Source organism: Polynucleobacter sp. AP-Feld-500C-C5 (genome assembly GCF_018882265.1).
GTDB lineage: Bacteria > Pseudomonadota > Gammaproteobacteria > Burkholderiales > Burkholderiaceae > Polynucleobacter.
This window is the reverse complement of the sequence record NZ_JACVOW010000021.1, coordinates 40,100-58,320: the sequence shown is the minus strand read 5'-3', so window position 1 is coordinate 58,320 and position 18,221 is coordinate 40,100. Positions and strand designations below refer to the sequence as shown.

Below are 18,221 nucleotides of genomic sequence, written 5' to 3'. Positions count from 1 at the left end.
GTGATTGTCTACGAATACCCCTTCAATGAATTAGTTCGAAGCATGCTTCGACTGGAGTACTTGTTCGCCCGCTTCAATCATTTCGTACGCTCCGATGACCCCGAACTTCATCACAATGCAATCGCCATGTTGTTTGACCTGGGAGATATTGGTGCACGTGGCGATATCAAATCACTACTACTAAAAGAATTTGAGCGTCAAAAATATGCCCTCAATGGACTAAAGACCTCACAAAAAGTAGATCAAGAAACTCTTTCTCAAACACTAGCAGAAATAGATTCTGTTGCTAGCAAGATTAATCAATCAACCGGCAGACCAAACTTAGCAATTTCTGAGAGCGAGTGGCTCAATAGTATTCGTACACGCTTAAATATTCCCGGCGGTACAAGTCCGATTGATTTGCCTAGCTATCATGCTTGGAAAAATAGTCCATCGAATGAGCGTCGCAAGCTACTAGAAAATTTTGCACACCCCTTGTTACCATGGCAAGATGCCTGTCAATTATTTTTACGCTTACTACGTCAGTCAGGTGAAGCAAAAGATGTCTTGGCTCATAACGGCTCATTCCAGCAGGCACCTTCTGGGAAAATTTATCAGCTGATGCGAGTTGCGGTAGAAGATGACACGATCTTCTCCGAGATTAGCGCCAATAAATATTTACTATCCGTGCGCTTTATGCAAACAGATCGTGATAAAAAATCACAGCCTGCAAATAAGGATGTGTCATTCAAGCTGACGCTCTGCCACTTCTAGGTCAAAAGGGCTTTCAGCCTGTCCAGCATTGGCCAAGCGGCTGGTAATAGCGGTTCCACACTAGGCTTTTCTGAGCTTAATAATTGCCAGGACAGGGACTGGCCTTCGCAGCCTTTTGGAGTACCTATCCATTCTCGAATAATACTCACATGTAAGCGTACATAAGCATGCGGATAGTCATACTCGAGGATAGTTAATTCTTCACTCGCATGAATGTCGATACCAAGCTCTTCTTGTAGCTCACGTTTCAGCGCCTCGAAAACAGATTCGCCTTTTTCAATCTTGCCGCCAGGTACTTCCCAATAACCTGCATAGGGCTTGCCTTCTGGTCTTTGTCCCAATAGATAGCGACCGGATTGATCCAGCAATATTCCAGCGGCTACTTCAGTAACGGGTCGATTAATTTCACTCACCAGAATCAATCCATCTTAGGCGTGTGATCCAGCCCAATGTTTTGCAAACTGCCAAGCCACACGGCCAGAACGAGAACCGCGCTCTAAAGCCCAAACGAGCGCTTCTGCACGAGCAGCCGCAATTTGCTCCGCACTCAAACCAAAATGTGCCAACCAGTGAGTCACAATTGCCAAATATTCATCTTGCTTAGGTGGATAAAACGAGAGCCACAAACCAAAGCGCTCTGATAAAGAAATCTTTTCTTCCACCACCTCACCAGGATGAATTTCACCATCATCTCCGTGTACATAACCTTCGTTATCCTTCATATACTCCGGCAATAAATGACGACGATTAGAGGTGGCATAGATCAAAATATTGTCGACTTGAGCCGATACTGAGCCATCAAGAGCAGATTTCATAGCCTTATAGCCTGACTCACCATCTTCAAAGGAGAGATCGTCGCAGAAAATAATGAAGCGCTCGGGACGATCAGCCAGAAGCTCCGTGATATCGGCCAAGTCGGCAAGATGCTCTTTTTCCACCTCTACCAGACGCAGGCCTTGGCTTGCAAACTCGTGCAAGCTGGCTTTAATCAAGGAAGACTTACCCGTTCCTCGGGCGCCAGTAAGCAGAATATTATTAGCCGGTTTTTTCTGGATGAAATTTTTAGTGTTATCCCGAATCGCATCTCTTTGACGATCAATGTTTTGAAGGTCTTCAAAGGTAATATCAGACACATGCTTGACTGGCTGTAAAAATCCAATACTGCCAAAGATACTGTCTCTACGACGCCATCTAAATGCAGTGGAAGATTTCCACTGTTCATCAGTTAATGGCTTGGGTAAAAAGGTTTCGAGATGATCTAAAAGACGGTCTAATTTTTCATTCATATGATTGATATCTTTAAGAGCGATAATCCGCATTAATCGAAACATAGTCATGCGACAAGTCACAGGTCCACATTGTTTGAGCAGCAGTTCCGCGCCCTAGATCAATCTTGACTGTAATTTCTGGAGCCTGCATTACTCTTTGACCATCTGCCTCTTGATAACTTGGATTGCGCCCACCATCTTTAGCAACCCAAACATCACCCAGCCACATTTGGACATGATTAACGTCTAAGTCTTTTATGCCTGCGTAGCCAATAGCCGCAAGAATACGACCCAAATTAGGATCACTCGCGAAGAATGCGGTTTTAACCAATGGTGAATGTGCTACTGCTTTTGCTACCAGACGGCATTCTTCAGCAGTCTTGCCACCGACCACTTCAATTGTCATGAACTTGGTGGCACCTTCGCCATCACGCACAATCATCTGCGCTAATTTTCTAGCAAGGGTAATTAAAGCCTCGCGCACGATGGTGTAACTGGGTTCGCTAGTCGTCTTGATTTGTACTGAGGATTGACCAGTCGCCATGATGATGAAGGAATCATTAGTCGAGGTATCGCCATCAATCGTGATAGCGTTAAACGAAAGATCAGCAACCTCGCGAGTGAGTTCGCTCAATAAGCCAGGGGCAAAACCAGCGTCAGTGGCGATAAATCCCAACATGGTTGCCATATTGGGATGAATCATTCCTGCGCCCTTACAAATACCCGTCAACACAACTTGACCCGCTGGCGTTTGAACCGTGACAGAACTCGCCTTTGGCTGAGTATCAGTAGTCATGATTGCTTGGGCCGCATCAAACCAGTTGTCCTCACCCAAATTAGCTACCGCCTTGGGAAGCGCCGTAATGATTTTCTGAATCGGTAAAGGCTCTAGAATCACCCCTGTTGAAAATGGCAAGATCTGTTCTGGATTGATCTTGAGATCCTTGGCCAAAGCAGCGCATGTTTCTAAAGCATGTTTCATACCCTGCTCACCTGTGCCCGCGTTTGCATTACCAGTGTTGACAACTAAGGCCCGAATTTCGCCATTTCGACCCTCTTGCGCCAGATGCTCGCGGCAAACTTGAACAGGAGCGGCGCAAAAACGATTCAAGGTAAAAACACCAGCAACCTGTGAGCCAGGAGCAAGAGTCATCACCAATAAATCTTTACGATTGGCCTTCTTAATTCCAGCTTCAGCGATACCCATCTCAAAACCTTTAACAGGCTTCAGATCGGCTTTTTGGGGGAGAGGTAAATTAACTGTCATAGTCCGATAATTGTAGATGAGGCGTATCAAAAACAGGGGGAGATATCAATTTATCTCCCATTTCGGCATTGAAATAAAAATAGCCAAAAAAAAGGCTCTGCATTAGCCGAGCCATTTGATTATTAACGCATTCAGGGCGATGGTTAAGTTAATGCACCACAGCAGTTCTTATACTTCTTGCCACTACCACAAGAACAAGGGTCGTTTCGACCAATCTTCGGACCAGTTCGGACTGGCGCTGGTTGAATATCAATTGCAGCGCCGCGATCACCAGTAGAGCCAGCAACTTCCATATCGGCATCTGCATGCTGGTACTGAAGATCTTTTAACTTAGCTAAATCTTCATTCATCGATTCTGCTGCGCGATCTAATTCACTCGCACTACGAATCTGTACCGTCGTGATGCTCTTAACAACATCATTCTTAATAGTGCTCAAAAGTTCACCATATAGCTCAAAGGCTTCACGGCGATACTCTTGTTTTGGATCTTTTTGGGCATAGCCCCGCAAGTGAATTCCTTGGCGCAAATGATCTAAAGCAGCCAAGTGCTCACGCCAATGGGTATCTACGCTATAGAGCAGTACAGAGCGCTCAAAGCCAGCAAAAGATTCACGTCCAGAGAGATCAACCTTCGCATCATAAGACTCTTTAGCAGCAGCTAATACACGTTCCACGATCTCTGCGTCATCGACACTTTCCGCGCCCTCAACCCATTTCTGCAAATCAACCGCCAGACCCCACTCATTAGCTAGGGCATTCTCCAGTCCAAGCAAATCCCACTGCTCTTCCATAGACTCTAGGGGAACATAGAAAGAGCAAACGGAACGCAATACATCCTCGCGCAAATTAGCAATCAGCTCGCCAATATCCTGGCTCTCAAGCACTTCATTTCTGAGGCGATAGGTTTCTTTGCGCTGATCATTAGCAACGTCGTCATATTCGAGCAACTGCTTACGAATATCAAAGTTACGACCCTCGACCTTACGTTGCGCAGACTCAATAGAACGTGTCACCATACCCGCTTCAATCGGCTCGCCGTCAGGCATTTTCAAGCGCTCCATGACAGACCTTAAGCGGTCACCAGCAAAGATACGCAGCAATGGATCATCTAAAGACAGAAAAAAACGTGAAGAGCCTGGATCACCTTGTCGGCCAGAGCGACCTCTTAATTGATTGTCGATACGACGACTCTCATGGCGCTCAGTACCAATAATATGCAAACCACCTGCAGCTAACACTTGATCATGAATGCTTTGCCATTCATCTTGAAGCTGCTTAATCTTGCTCGCTTTTTCTGAATCTGATAAAGCCTCATCAGCTTCAATCAAGGTGGACTGCTTGCCCACATTACCACCAAGCACGATGTCGGTACCACGACCAGCCATATTAGTGGCAATCGTAATCATCTTCGGACGACCTGCCTGCGCAATGATTTCTGCTTCACGGGCATGTTGTTTTGCATTCAAGACTTGATGCGGCAACTTACGCTTGTCTAATAAGCCAGAGATTAATTCTGAGTTTTCAATCGAGGTTGTACCAACCAATACTGGTTGACCACGCTCATAGCAATCTTCAATATCTTTGATAACAGCGTCATAACGTTCGCGAGAAGACTTATAGATTTGATCTTGTTTGTCTTTTCTTTGGCTAATACGATTGGGTGGAATGACTACGGTTTCAAGGTTATAAATTTCCTTGAACTCATATGCTTCAGTATCAGCAGTACCAGTCATACCAGCCAACTTGCCGTACATCCGGAAATAGTTCTGAAAAGTAATCGTTGCTAAGGTTTGATTCTCATTCTGAATCGGCACACCTTCTTTAGCCTCGACTGCCTGATGTAAACCATCAGACCAACGACGGCCTTGCATTAATCGACCAGTAAATTCATCAACAATGATGACTTCTTTGGTTTGCACAACATAGTGTTGGTCTCGGTTGTACAAAGTATGTGCACGTAAGGCTGCATATACATGGTGCATCAGGGTGATGTTCTGTGGCGCATAGAGAGAGTCGCCATCATTTAAAGCGCCAATCTGAACCAATACTTGCTCAGCTTTATCGTGGCCCTGCTCAGTTAAATAGACCTGCTGAGATTTTTCATCTACCCAATAGTCACCTGGTTTTTCAACACCAGTACCATCCGCTTTCTCTTCACCAATCTGACGCTCTAAATGAGAAGGCAGCGCATTTATTTTGATATAGAGATCGGTGTGATCATCCGCTTGACCAGAAATAATTAACGGTGTGCGAGCCTCATCAATCAAAATCGAGTCAACTTCGTCAACGATCGCATAAGCTAAGCCACGTTGCACACGCTGATCCAAATCTTGGACCATGTTGTCGCGCAAGTAATCGAAACCGAATTCATTGTTGGTACCATAAGTAATGTCGGCTGCGTATGCTTCTTGCTTGGTGTTGTGATCCATCTGCGATAAATTGACACCCACCTTCATACCCAAGAAGTTATACAACTTCGCCATCCATTCAGCGTCACGTTGCGCCAAATAATCGTTCACCGTAACAACATGAACACCTTTACCAGTCAAAGCATTCAAATACACTGGGAGTGTGGCAGTTAAAGTTTTACCCTCACCCGTACCCATCTCAGCAATCTTGCCTTGGTGAAGTGCCAGTCCACCCATGAGCTGGGCATCGAAGTGACGCATTTTCATAACGCGTACGCTAGCTTCACGCACTACTGCGAATGCTTCGGGCGCAATGTCATCTAAAGACTCGCCAGCAGCCAGTCGAGACTTAAATTCAGCAGTTTTAGCGGCAAGCGCAACATCATCCAAAGATTGCAGGCTTGGCTCGAAAGCACCAACCTTGGCAACGACTTTGCGATACTGTTTTAAGAGGCGGTCGTTACGACTGCCGACCAGGGTTTTAAGAAGACCGATTACCATGGGATATTGAAGAAAATGAAGACCTTGAGTTTATCACCCGTAACCCCATTTTTTATGAACTCCGTCCCTAAACCATCCCGCAAGCACAAGGCCTATGACTGGCTTGATTACCTACGCAAATCCAATGGTCTTGGGGGAATACTGGCTAAGACCGAAGATCTAGCCAGAATCAAGTCCGCCTTAGGAATAGCGCTGGATAAACTGGGTTTGGGCCATCTCAGCCCCAAAATTGATGCTGGGTGGCACTCTGGAAGCCAAGATGAACTCTTTTTACTGGTCAGTAGTGCCAGCATCGCCAGTCGTTTGCAACAAAATTTACCTAGCTTAATCAATGAGTTATCAAAATTAGGGCTGAAATGCAGCGCTATTAAAGTCAAAATGAAGCCAGCGCCCGCAGGGTGGGAAGTAAAACCTCGCGCTAACGATCAGCAGCATCGCAAACCCCAAGGTTTTAATGCCATTGCTAAAAAATCATGGGAAGAGTTACTAGAAAAGCTTGCTCCAGACTCTGAACTGCGGAAGACGGTAGAGCGATTACTGCAGCATAAGCCGAAGTAATTCAACACTCAAAAGAATAAAGGTTGGCTTTCTTGAGAGAAAGCCTCAGGGGCCTTATTTTCAGCAAAGCTACTAATTTCATAAGAACTGGGATCTTCCAAGAGCTTACGTAATAAAGCATTATTGAGTGCATGACCTGATTTTTCAGCCACATAAGCTCCCACAATAGGATGACCTAATAAGTAGAGGTCGCCAATCGCATCCAAAATTTTGTGACGCACAAACTCATCCTCATAACGAAGTTCTTCGTTATTCAAAATACGGTGCTCATCCAAAACAATCGCATTATCTAAGCTACCGCCTCGTGCTAGACCCATTTCTCTTAAAGCCTCTACTTCGTGAGCAAAACCAAACGTGCGTGCCCGTCCAATTTCACTACGATATGCATGCTCTGCAAAATCGACAATAAATCGCTGACCCGTTTTATCAACAGCGGGATGTTTAAAGTCGATTGTGAAATCCAACTTAAACCCAAAAAAAGGTTCAAGGCGAGCAAGCTTGTCGCCATCACGTACTTCAACTGGTTTTTTAATGACTACAAATTGACGAGCAGCCGCTTGCTCAACAATACCAGCAGATTCAATCAAAAATAGAAATGAAGCGGCACTTCCATCCATGATGGGGACTTCTTCACCATCAAGCTCAATCAAGAGATTATCCAAGCCTAAGCCAGCACAAGCCGAGAGCAAGTGCTCTACTGTAGAAACTCTCACACCATCTTTTTGGATCACAGACGCAAGCCGTGTATCGCATACAGCCAAAGCAGTTGCGGGTACTACCGACTGCTCTGGAGTATCAACACGGACAAACTGAATCCCTGAATCAACTGGCGCAGGTTTAATAGAGATCGTCACCTTGCTACCAGAATGCAAACCAATTCCCACGGTTTTAACCGGAGTGGCAATCGTTCTTTGCTTCATCATGATGACGTCTCTAAATTCAGGGGCGGTTAGTTAATCAATTGAATTACAGTTTTTTCAGAATAGAAGCGGCATCACTGACTTCAAATTTACCTGGCGCTTCGCGCTCCAAAGTTTTTACTACGCCATCTTCCACAATCATGGCATAGCGATCAGAACGCACACCAAAACCACGGGCAGTCAAATCCAGCTCCAAGCCTACCTTTTTGGTGAACTCAGCACTGCCGTCACCCAACATGCGAATTTTTTTACCTACCTTTTGGTCACGGCCCCATGCGCCCATCACAAATGGGTCATTCACAGAGATACACCAAATCTCATCCACACCCTTTGCTTTAATCGCATCGTAGTGCTCAACATATCCAGGGACATGCTTTGCAGAGCAGGTCGGCGTAAAGGCGCCAGGCAATGCAAAGATCACAATCTTTTTGCCAGCCATCAGCTTTTCAACTTCAAAAGCATTAGGCCCTAACGCACAGCCTTCAGTCTCTTCGTTAAAAAATTCATAAAGAGTAGCATTTGGTAATTTTTGTCCAACAGCAATCATGATGTCTCCAATAGGTGATTGTTAGTAAGCATGCCAACGCAAGCGCGGGATTCGTCGTCCGGAGGGGCGCCGCGCTGGCATTTCGCAATGACCTATTGTATTAAGCAGTCAATTAATCTGCTTGCTTACGTAAAAAAGCAGGGATTTCATAGTAATCAGCCCCTTTATCAAGCAAGGTCTTTGCTTGAGGGGAGCTATCGGCACCTAAAGTCGGTGCAGCGCTTGCCTCACGAGAGCTACGAAATACTCGTGGCAAATCATACTGACTGTAATCAACACCGCTGCTTGCTGGTTGCGCAGCTGTTGCAGGCGCACTACCAGAACCTGTCAAAGCCATACCTGCGCTAGTACTCAAAGCAGAATCTAAGCTAACCTTGCTCATCGCTGCTGATGCACTAGCAGGAGCAAAGCTATTGAGATCTGCCATCGTTGGCATTGCATCATGCGTACCAGTCGCTTGTCTCCACACCACTTCTGGTTGGTGATTTTGGCGGGCTTGTGGATTATTCAAACCCGTAGCAACTACCGTGACACGCAATGCATCACCTAAGCTCTCGTCATATACCGTTCCGAAGATCACAGTTGCATCATCAGCAGCATATCCACGAATAGCAGCCATGACTTCACGTGTTTCAGATAACTTCAATGAACGATTGGCAGTAATGTTGACCAAAACGCCGCGAGCACCAGATAAATCAACCCCCTCAAGCAGTGGAGAAGCAACTGCAGCTTCAGCAGCCAAGCGGGCACGATCCATACCTGAAACCGTTGCGGTTCCCATCATTGCTTTGCCTTGCTCGCCCATAACAGTCTTCACGTCTTCAAAGTCAACGTTAATTAAGCCTTGAACATTGATGATTTCTGCAATACCAGAAACAGCGTTGTGCAATACATCATCGGCACAAGCAAAGGCCTTATCAAACTCAGCGTCTTCACCCATCACTTCAAAGAGCTTTTCATTGAGCACCACAATTAATGAATCCACATAGGACTCAAGTTCGGCTGCCCCATTCTCTGCTACTTTCAAGCGCTTGACGCCCTCAAAATCAAATGGCTTACTAATCACACCAACGGTCAGAATGCCCATTTCTTTTGCCACTTGAGCAACAATAGGTGCCGCACCTGTTCCAGTGCCGCCACCCATACCAGCAGTGATAAATACCATATGTGCACCTTGCAATACATCAGCAATGCGTGCACGCGCTTCTTCTGCAGAAGCTGCACCAATTTCTGGTTTAGCGCCCGCACCCAATCCGCTAGAGCCCAGTTGCAAATTCACAGATGCCTCAGAGCGCTGTAATGCGCCAGCATCGGTGTTCATGCAAATGAACTCTACGCCATTGACACCGCGACGGATCATGTGCTGGACTGCATTACCACCAGCCCCACCGACTCCAACCACTTTAATAATGGTTTTACCGGCTGTTTCTTGATCTAACATTTCAAATTCCATATACCCTCCTAGGTAAAAAACGGACTACATTGACGACGACGAAAAACTTAAAAATTTCCTGCAAACCATTCCTTCATGCGTGACATCACACCTTGCAACGCGCCTGATTGAGAAAAACGGCGGCCACGCAATAACTGCACCTGACCTTCCATTAATAAACCGATGCTGGTAGCAAATCTCGGACTACGTAAGACCTCATGCAAATGACCGCGATATTCTGGAGTGCCAATACGAGCCGGTCTTAAGAACACTTGCTCGGCTAGCTCAACCATTCCTGGCATCAATGAAGTACCGCCAGTCAAAACAATTCCAGAAGAAACCATGTCTTCATAGCCAGAATCACGCACAACTCCTCTAACCAAAGTAAATAGCTCTTCAACCCGCGGCTCGATCACCGCAGCTAAAGCTTGTTTGGACATTGGCCGTGGGTCACGATCACCCATACCAGGGACATCGATCATGGCGGTTGGATCGGCCATTTCTTGACGTGCAATACCGTGAGCAATCTTTAAATCTTCGGCATCAATTGTTGGCGTACGTAATGCCATCGCGATGTCATTGGTGATTTGATCACCAGCAATAGGAATTACCGCTGTATGACGAATCGATCCTTGGCAATAGATTGCAATGTCGGTTGTGCCGCCACCAATATCCACCAAGACAACCCCAAGCTCTTTTTCATCTTCAGTTAAGACTGCAAGGCTCGAGGCCAAAGGCTGCAAAATGAGGTCATTGACTTCAAGACCGCAGCGACGTACACACTTCACAATATTTTGCGCGGCGCTTACGGCACCCGTGACAATATGTACTTTGACTTCTAAGCGAAGGCCGCTCATCCCAATCGGCTCGCGAACATCTTCCTGTCCATCGATAATGAATTCTTGAACAAGAATGTGCAAAATTTGTTGATCCGTTGGAATGTTGATTGCTTTGGCTGTCTCTAGAACGCGCTCCACATCACCTGCGGTAACTTCTTTATCGCGGATAGCCACCATACCGCTCGAGTTGAAACTCACAATATGGTTACCTGCGATACCCGTAAAGGCCTGAACGATTTGACGATCAGCCATGATCTCGGCTTCTTCTAAAGCCTTCTGAATCGATTGAACAGTAGCTTCAATGTTGACGACAACGCCCTTCTTCAACCCTTTTGAAGAAGTTTGACCAATACCCACCACATTAAATTTGCCATCGGGTGCTAATTCAGCAACTAAGGCAACCACCTTGGAGGTTCCAATATCTAAACCAACCAATAGGTCGCGATTGTCTTTACTCATTCCCATTCCTTCATTGCTTCAACTCGCTTTTCTTGCCATCAACATCATTCTTTTTCACACTTGCAGACGCCAGATGAACTGCAAAACCATTGGGATAACGTAAATCCACGGCATCAATTCGATTAGCCCACTTTTCTTGCACTTGTGGCCAATACTTAAAAAGACGCGCAATACGCTCTTCCGTTAATGTTTTGTCTGAATTCTCTTCGTCACGCCCAAATTCGACTCTCATGCCGTTGGATAGCTTGATATGCCAGGCATAGCGCTCAGTCAAGGCAAGACCGACAACCTCAGCACCCCAAGGTTTAAACCAGTTATTGGATCGCTCATAAAGACTCATCACTTCCTTACTCGCATCATCCGGACCATAGAAATCGACCAATCGAATGTCATCACTAATCTCAGAAACGCGACCAGCAAAAATTTCTCCGTGATTGTTAATCAGCACATGACTATCGGAACCGCCCCATGTACCAAATGGTTTCTGTTCTTCAATACTCACAATCAGGCCGTTAGGCCAAACTCGGCGCACATTGGCATGTCGTACCCACGGCATACTTTCAAAGCCGCGCTTTACTTCCTCAAGACGCACACTAAAGAAGTTTCCCTGCACAGTTTCATAAACCTGCCGCTTCACAATAGCTTTATTGATGTGTTTTAGTGTTTGACCAGCAACTGGTTCAATCTGAATTTGCTTTAGCGCAAATACGGGGCGCTGACTAAGCCACACCAAGGCCCCTAGCACCATCATTAATACGAAGCAACTCATTAAGAAACGACTGAGCTTTTGCATCCGATCTGGATGATTCCAGAGTGGTGACATCAACATGCCGAAAATTTCACCGAACCGGTCCATGAAATTACTCATGCAAGGGCACCTTCTTTTTGTTCTAAGGTTTGACTGAGTAACCAAAGAACTAAATCTGCATACTCAATGCCGGCAGCTTTTGCAGCCATTGGCACCAAAGAATGGGAAGTCATGCCCGGAGAGGTGTTCATCTCAAGCAAATAAGGTTTACCGGTTTTTTGATCTAACATCACATCGGCGCGACCCCAGGTACGGCAACTGAGTGCTTTATAGGCAGCCAAAGCCAGTGCTTGAACTCGCTCGTTTACCTCTGAAGCAAGTCCAGTGGGGCATAGATACTGCGTTTCATCTGAAAAATATTTGTTATGGAAATCGTAATTGGCTTGCGGCGGAATAATTTTGATTACTGGCAAAGCTTCGGCATTGCTACCCTGACCAACTAAGGGGCAAGTCAACTCATCACCAATGATGCATGTTTCTGCAATAACCTTCTTGTCCAGTCCTGCAGCCAATTGATAAGCAGCCGGTAATTCATCGACGGATTGCACTTTGGTTAAACCGAGTGAAGATCCTTCATGAGCAGGCTTCACAATCAAAGGCAAACCAAGATGCTTCACTACTGCATTCCAGTCACTGTTGGCAGTTAACTCTTCAAATTCAGGAGTAGCGAGCCCATTACTAATCCACACTTGCTTAGTGACAATCTTGTCAATTGCTAAGGCTGATGCCAAGACACCACTACCGGTATAAGGTAAATCAAGTAGATCTAGCAAGCCTTGAATAGTTCCATCCTCACCATATCGACCATGCAAGGAAATAAAAATACGATCAAATTTCTCAGAAACTAATTCTGTCGGATTACGCAATCCTGGATCAAAGCCATGGGCGTCAACTCCCTTAGATAGAAGGGCTTGCAGCACACCATTGCCAGACAACAAAGAAATTTCACGCTCACCAGAGCGCCCGCCAAGCAAAACTCCTACTCGACCGAGAGACTTCACATCTAAGCTTGCTAGCCTTGATTTAACACGGCCACCCCATGCGCTGAGAATATGCTCAGACATTTTTTGCCTCCGACAAGGTGTGAGGCAAAGCAGAAATTGAACCCGCGCCCATCGTAATTAATACATCCCCATCTTTTAAAACTTGACTTAATTTTTCTGGCATCTCAGCAACATTGGATGCAAATACCACTGCGGAAAAATTGAGTGGTGCTTTCGAATTTTTCTCTTCAGCTAAAGCAGCTTTCATCAAACTCTTACCATCTGCGCCTGGAATCTTCGCCTCTCCAGCGGGATAAACCTCAGTTAATACCAAAGCATCAAAATTTCGAATTACTTGTACAAATTCACCAAAACAATCCCGTGTTCTTGTAAAGCGATGTGGCTGGAATGCGAGAACTAAGCGACGACCTGGAAATGCGCCACGTGCTGCGGCTAAAGTAGCAGCCATCTCTACCGGGTGATGACCATAGTCATCGATCAAAGTAAAACTACCTCCAGAGGCAAGTGGAAGCTCGCCATAACGCTGGAAACGTCGACCAACACCACCAAATTCAGATAGTGCTTTTGTGATCGCTTCATCGCCAACACCCAATTCAGTAGCAATACCAATTGCCGCAAGCGCATTTCGCACGTTATGCAAGCCAGGCAAATTCAGCGTCACATTGAGTGGTCCAGGTTTGTTGCCATGACGCCGAACAGTACGACGCTCAACCGTAAAGTGCATGCTGGTGCCATCAGCACGAATATTGCTTGCACGAATGTCTGCATCTTCTGAGAGGCCATAGCGTAATACAGGCTGCGAAACAAAAGGAATGATGTCGCGTACATTTGCATCATCAATACATAAAACAGCTACGCCATAAAAAGGCATCCGCTGGATAAATTGCACGAAAGCTTGTTTCAATCTCGCCATATCGTGCTGATAGGTGTCCATATGATCAGCATCAATATTGGTCACTACTTCCATTGCGGGGAATAGTTGCAAGAACGAAGCATCGGATTCATCTGCTTCAACGACAATGAAATCACCCTGGCCTAAACGGGCATTGGCACCAGCAGAATTCAGCTTGCCACCAATCACAAAGGTTGGATCCAGGCCGCCCTCAGCCAGTACAGAGGCTACTAAACTTGTTGTCGTTGTCTTGCCATGCGTGCCAGCAATCGCAATACCTTGCTTCAAACGCATTAACTCACCTAACATCACAGCACGCTGGATCACAGGAATTTTCGCTGCGCGTGCAGCCAATACCTCAGGATTATTCCCAGCTACTGCCGTAGAAATAACCACCGCTTCTGCAGTACCTACATTTTTTGGGTCATGCCCAATATGAATCACCGCGCCCAAGTCTTTTAAGCGCTTTGTTGTAACGCTCTCGGCCAAATCAGAGCCCGAGACTTGATAGCCTAAATTCAAAAGTACTTCGGCGATACCGCTCATACCTGCGCCGCCAATACCAATGAAATGAATTTGTTGAACGATATGTTTCATACGCCCACCCCCGCACAATCAGCACACACTTCAGCTACGCGCTGAGTTGCATGTGGCTTAGCCAATGCATGAGCACGCAAGGCCATTTCTTGAAGATCACCACGATTGAAGTTTTGAATCATCAAAGCCAAATCCTGAGGATTGAGATATTGCTGAGGTAACAGGACTGCTGCATTAGCATCTGATAAAAATTTAGCATTAGCGGTTTGATGATCATCAATCGCATAGGGGAAGGGAATCAAGCAAGAAGCTACACCGCATGCTGCCAACTCTGAAACTGTCATTGCACCAGATCGACAAATCACTAAATCCGCCTGCGCGTACGCAGTTGGCATATCGTCAATGAACGGACGAATATCAGCCTCAACGCCACACTCCGCATAACGTTTTTGTAAATCGACTAAATGCTTATCTCCCGCCTGGTGGATCACTGTTGGTCGAGCATCTTTTGGAATCAACGCTAAAGCAGCTGGAATATTTTCATTTAGCGCTGCTGCCCCCAAACTACCGCCAACAACTAAAATAGATAAAGGGCCTTGGCGTTGCTGATAACGTAGATCTGGTTTTTGTATATGGTCAAATTCTTCACGAATAGGATTACCAACCCACTCTGCTTTTTCCATGGTGTTAGGAAAGCCTGTTAAGGTACGCATGGCAATTTTTGTCAGCGCACGATTAGCGCTTCCCGCTACAGAGTTTGATTCATGTAGCACCAATGGGCGCTTCAAGATTTTTGTCACCAAGCCACCTGGGAAAGTAATGTATCCACCCATCCCCAAAACAACGCTTGGTTTTAAACGGCGTATGATCTTCCAGCTCTGAAAGCATGCTCGTATCAAATTGATCGGCAACATGAGCTTGGCCCTCAAGCCCTTACCACGCAAACCGCCAAACTCAACTGCTTCAAACGGAAAATCACAAGACTTCACGAGCCGATACTCCATGCCACTTTGATTACCCAACCACGACACATTCCAACCACATATCCGCAAATATTCAGCCACGGCAAGTCCTGGGAAGATATGCCCACCAGTACCGCCAGCCATGACTAATATTGAGGGTTTAGTCACAGCTTCCCTCCGCGCATCAGAATGCGATTCTCGTAATCAATTCGCAATAGCATCGCAATCGCCACTGCATTCATCAAAATTCCAGATCCGCCATAACTCACTAATGGCAGAGTTAAGCCTTTTGTGGGGAGTAAACCCAAGTTCACACCCATATTGATAAATGCCTGCCAACCAATCCAGATGGCCACTCCTTTTGCTGCTAAGCCTGCAAAGCTTCGATCTAATTGCAAAGCAGTTCGGCCAATGATGAAGGCTCTACGCACAATCCAGTAGAACAAGAAAATCATCACGACAACACCGACAAAGCCGAGTTCTTCACCAATCACCGCCATGATGAAGTCGGTATGCGCTTCCGGAAGATAGTGAAGTTTTTCCACACTTCCGCCTAGACCAGTACCAAACCATTCACCTCGACCAAAAGCCATCAGCGAATGCGTCAATTGATAGCCTTTATTAGCAGCGTTATCCACTTGCCATGGATCCATAAATGCCAACATACGACCACGCCGGAATGGTGAGAGCGCAATCATGGCTGCACCACTCATCAAGCCGACCAGAATCAAACCCCCAAATAATTTTGCGTTGATGCCACCTAAAAATAAAATACCGAATGCAATAATGGCAACCACTACAAAGGCGCCCATATCTGGCTCTTTCATTAAGAGTCCACCAACCAGCGCAACTGCAATACCCATTGGCAGCATTCCTTTAGAAAAAGAATGTAGATACTCTTGTCGCTGCACCGTATAACTTGCTGCAAAGATCACCGCAGCAAATTTCATTAATTCAGATGGCTGGAAATTCATCACGCCTAAGGATATCCAGCGCCTTGCACCATTCACCCCCTTACCAATGCCAGGAATCAAAACCAAAATCAGTAATAGAACGGTAAAACCAAAAATGACCGGTGAATAGCGATCCCAAACCTTGGTCGGTATCTTAAAAACTGTAATGCCAATAACAACAGCGATAGCTAACGAGATCAAATGGCGAATCAAAAAATAGTTACTACTGTAGTTGGCATATTTAGGACCATCAGCCAAAGTAATCGATGCCGAATAAACCATGACTAAACCAATCAGCATGAGCGATAACACTGCCCACACCAATAATTGGTCATATTCCATCATGCGTGAACGAGTTTGCTCTACGCCAGAGACTGCGTCTCTTAAGCCAGTTCGGAAATTATCAATACCGCCCCTAGAAAAATTCCAAAAGCGATCTAAGCCAAGACGGTTTTCAGGAGATAGCTTTTCTCTAAAGTTCATACCTGAACCCCTTCAAAACGCATTCCCAATTCTTCAACCTCTGATGCAAATACCTGTGCCCGCTCCTTATAGTCTCGGAACTGATCGAGGCTCGCACATGCTGGCGATAGTAAAACCAAATCACCAGAGACCGCCTTTGCTGCAGCCGCTTGCACGGCCCCTGCTAAATTACCACTATTGGTAAAAGAGACATCGCCACCGATTGCTTGGGCAATCTTTTCACCATCTTTCCCAATTAAGAAAACGCCCTTAACAAAACGTAATGCGGGCTCGCGCAATGGACTAAAGTCTTGACCCTTGCCATCACCCCCTGCAATGAGCCAAATTCTCTTACCAGCTTCGTTGCTACCCAAACCATTTAAAGCGGCGACTGTAGCGCCAACGTTAGTACCCTTACTATCATCCACATACTCAACATCATTCACAATTGCGATACTTTGTACACGGTGCGGCTCGCCATGGTAATCGCGCAAACCATGGAGCAATACATTCATCGGCAAATTAGCTGCGCGTGCTAATGCTAGAGCAGCAAGCGCATTCAAAGCATTATGACGACCCCGAATGCGCAATGCATCTGCAGGAATCAAACGCCTCAAACGCAATGGCTCATCCTCTTGAATCGCAGCAGACTTGCGACGACGCTTCGGTTTGGGATCAAGATCTTCATCGACCTCAGCCCATACCAACCAATCAATGCCACCAGCGCGCAAATCGTGCTCAATGCCAAATGCACCTTGTTCGTCAGGGCGATTCGAACCAAAAGTGACAAGCGCTTTTTCTACTTTTTGCTCATCAGTCAACAAACCCATCACTGCTGGGTCATCGCGATTCAAGATACATATCGTGTCAGAGCCAAATATTTTGGCTTTAGCCTCTGCATAGGCGCCCATATCCCCGTGCCAATCTAAATGATCTTGGGTGATATTCAGAACGGTTGCCGCAGTAGCATTTAAAGAATAGGTGTAAACCAATTGGAAGCTTGAAAGCTCCAATACCCAAACGTCTGGCAAATCCTCAATCTGATCAGCACCATTCAAACATGTCATGAGCTTATCAAGTGCTGCAGGACTGATATTGCCAGCAACCGCTACTCTCTTACCAGCGCGCTCACAGAGCTGACCGGTTAATGCCGTCGTAGTTGTTTTGCCATTGGTACCTGTAATAGCCAACACTGAAGCTATATAACTAGATTGCTTATCTACTGCCATGCGCGATATAGCAGCGATTGCGCGGGCAAAAAATTCAATTTCACTCCAAACATCTACTCTTGCTTTACGTGCTTTGACCAAGAATGATTCTGTTGGCTCTTGTAAGGGCGAAAGTCCGGGGCTAATACCAATCACATCAATATCCGTCAGCAGTTCATCACTGAGAGGACCAAACTGAGAGGCCTGTAATCCTGCCAACTCAAGCTCGGCAAGCCATGCTAGCTGACGCTCAGATAACTGGGAACGATCGCGTGTATCAACTAAGTGCACTACTGCACCATTACGCAAGCACCACTTTGCCATGGCAACGCCAGACTCGCCGAGACCCAAAATCAAAAAGCGATGTGGGGCTACGTAGCTAGTATCAGCTACGGCAGTGGGATTAGCGAAAGTATTTTCTATAGTCAGCATATTTACTCTGT

16 protein-coding genes are annotated in these 18,221 nt (G+C 46.0%); 2 read left to right on the top strand and 14 right to left on the bottom strand.

The annotated features are described in order from the left end of the window. On the top strand, positions 1–753 hold the full coding sequence (zapD, locus tag ICN21_RS05280; RefSeq protein WP_216177213.1) for a cell division protein ZapD: 753 nt from the start codon (positions 1–3) through the stop codon (positions 751–753). On the opposite strand, the gene ICN21_RS05275 is transcribed toward zapD, so the two are convergent. From ICN21_RS05275 to secA, 4 genes are all read right to left on the bottom strand, one after another. Then, positions 750–1,166 carry an NUDIX domain-containing protein gene (locus ICN21_RS05275; protein ID WP_215296207.1) on the bottom strand — a complete coding sequence of 139 codons (417 nt, stop codon included), beginning with the start codon at positions 1,164–1,166 and terminating at the stop codon, positions 750–752. The two genes, zapD and ICN21_RS05275, sit on opposite strands and share 4 nt — an antisense overlap. A 15-nt stretch (positions 1,167–1,181) precedes the next feature. After that, entirely contained in the window at positions 1,182–2,039 is an 858-nt protein-coding gene (locus ICN21_RS05270; RefSeq protein ID WP_216177655.1) for an ATP-binding protein, read from the bottom strand. A gap of 13 nt (positions 2,040–2,052) precedes the next feature. Next, positions 2,053–3,288, bottom strand: a complete 1,236-nt coding sequence (gene argJ, locus ICN21_RS05265; protein ID WP_216177210.1) for a bifunctional glutamate N-acetyltransferase/amino-acid acetyltransferase ArgJ — start codon at positions 3,286–3,288, stop codon at positions 2,053–2,055. A 143-nt stretch (positions 3,289–3,431) separates the two neighbouring features. Further along, positions 3,432–6,197, bottom strand: coding sequence for a preprotein translocase subunit SecA (secA, locus tag ICN21_RS05260; RefSeq protein WP_216177207.1), 2,766 nt, complete (start codon positions 6,195–6,197; stop codon positions 3,432–3,434). A 24-nt stretch (positions 6,198–6,221) separates the two neighbouring features. Between secA and ICN21_RS05255 the strand changes: the two genes are divergently transcribed. Continuing rightward, positions 6,222–6,755, top strand: coding sequence for a hypothetical protein (locus ICN21_RS05255; RefSeq protein ID WP_255534219.1), 534 nt, complete (start codon positions 6,222–6,224; stop codon positions 6,753–6,755). Positions 6,756–6,763: 8 nt separating this feature from the next. Here ICN21_RS05255 and lpxC read toward each other — a convergent pair whose 3' ends face one another. From lpxC to murD, 10 genes are all read right to left on the bottom strand, one after another. Next, on the bottom strand, positions 6,764–7,678 hold the full coding sequence (gene lpxC, locus ICN21_RS05250) for a UDP-3-O-acyl-N-acetylglucosamine deacetylase (RefSeq protein ID WP_216177206.1): 915 nt from the start codon (positions 7,676–7,678) through the stop codon (positions 6,764–6,766). Positions 7,679–7,721: 43 nt separating this feature from the next. After that, positions 7,722–8,222 carry a peroxiredoxin gene (locus ICN21_RS05245; RefSeq protein WP_216126270.1) on the bottom strand — a complete coding sequence of 167 codons (501 nt, stop codon included), beginning with the start codon at positions 8,220–8,222 and terminating at the stop codon, positions 7,722–7,724. A gap of 112 nt (positions 8,223–8,334) precedes the next feature. Further along, on the bottom strand, positions 8,335–9,675 hold the full coding sequence (ftsZ, locus tag ICN21_RS05240; RefSeq protein WP_216177204.1) for a cell division protein FtsZ: 1,341 nt from the start codon (positions 9,673–9,675) through the stop codon (positions 8,335–8,337). A 47-nt stretch (positions 9,676–9,722) separates the two neighbouring features. After that, on the bottom strand, positions 9,723–10,952 hold the full coding sequence (gene ftsA / locus ICN21_RS05235; RefSeq protein ID WP_216177202.1) for a cell division protein FtsA: 1,230 nt from the start codon (positions 10,950–10,952) through the stop codon (positions 9,723–9,725). A 10-nt stretch (positions 10,953–10,962) separates the two neighbouring features. After that, the gene (locus tag ICN21_RS05230; protein ID WP_216177200.1) at positions 10,963–11,820 is read right to left on the bottom strand and encodes a cell division protein FtsQ/DivIB; all 858 of its coding nucleotides are present in this window, start codon (positions 11,818–11,820) and stop codon (positions 10,963–10,965) included. Further along, positions 11,817–12,824: a D-alanine--D-alanine ligase gene (locus ICN21_RS05225; RefSeq protein ID WP_216177198.1), complete on the bottom strand. Its 1,008-nt coding sequence runs from the start codon at positions 12,822–12,824 to the stop codon at positions 11,817–11,819. Before ICN21_RS05225 ends, ICN21_RS05230 begins: the two co-directional genes overlap by 4 nt. Continuing rightward, positions 12,817–14,253: a UDP-N-acetylmuramate--L-alanine ligase gene (gene murC / locus ICN21_RS05220; protein ID WP_216177196.1), complete on the bottom strand. Its 1,437-nt coding sequence runs from the start codon at positions 14,251–14,253 to the stop codon at positions 12,817–12,819. Before murC ends, ICN21_RS05225 begins: the two co-directional genes overlap by 8 nt. After that, positions 14,250–15,323 (bottom strand): undecaprenyldiphospho-muramoylpentapeptide beta-N-acetylglucosaminyltransferase, encoded by a 1,074-nt coding sequence (gene murG, locus ICN21_RS05215; RefSeq protein ID WP_370624050.1) that lies wholly within the window; start codon positions 15,321–15,323, stop codon positions 14,250–14,252. Before murG ends, murC begins: the two co-directional genes overlap by 4 nt. Then, a complete protein-coding gene (gene ftsW / locus ICN21_RS05210; RefSeq protein WP_216126262.1) occupies positions 15,320–16,591 on the bottom strand; it encodes a putative lipid II flippase FtsW in 1,272 nt (423 codons plus the stop codon). Before ftsW ends, murG begins: the two co-directional genes overlap by 4 nt. Then, positions 16,588–18,210 carry a UDP-N-acetylmuramoyl-L-alanine--D-glutamate ligase gene (gene murD / locus ICN21_RS05205; protein ID WP_216177194.1) on the bottom strand — a complete coding sequence of 541 codons (1,623 nt, stop codon included), beginning with the start codon at positions 18,208–18,210 and terminating at the stop codon, positions 16,588–16,590. The genes ftsW and murD overlap by 4 nt, the downstream gene beginning before the upstream one ends. Between the last annotated feature and the right edge of the window lie 11 nt (positions 18,211–18,221).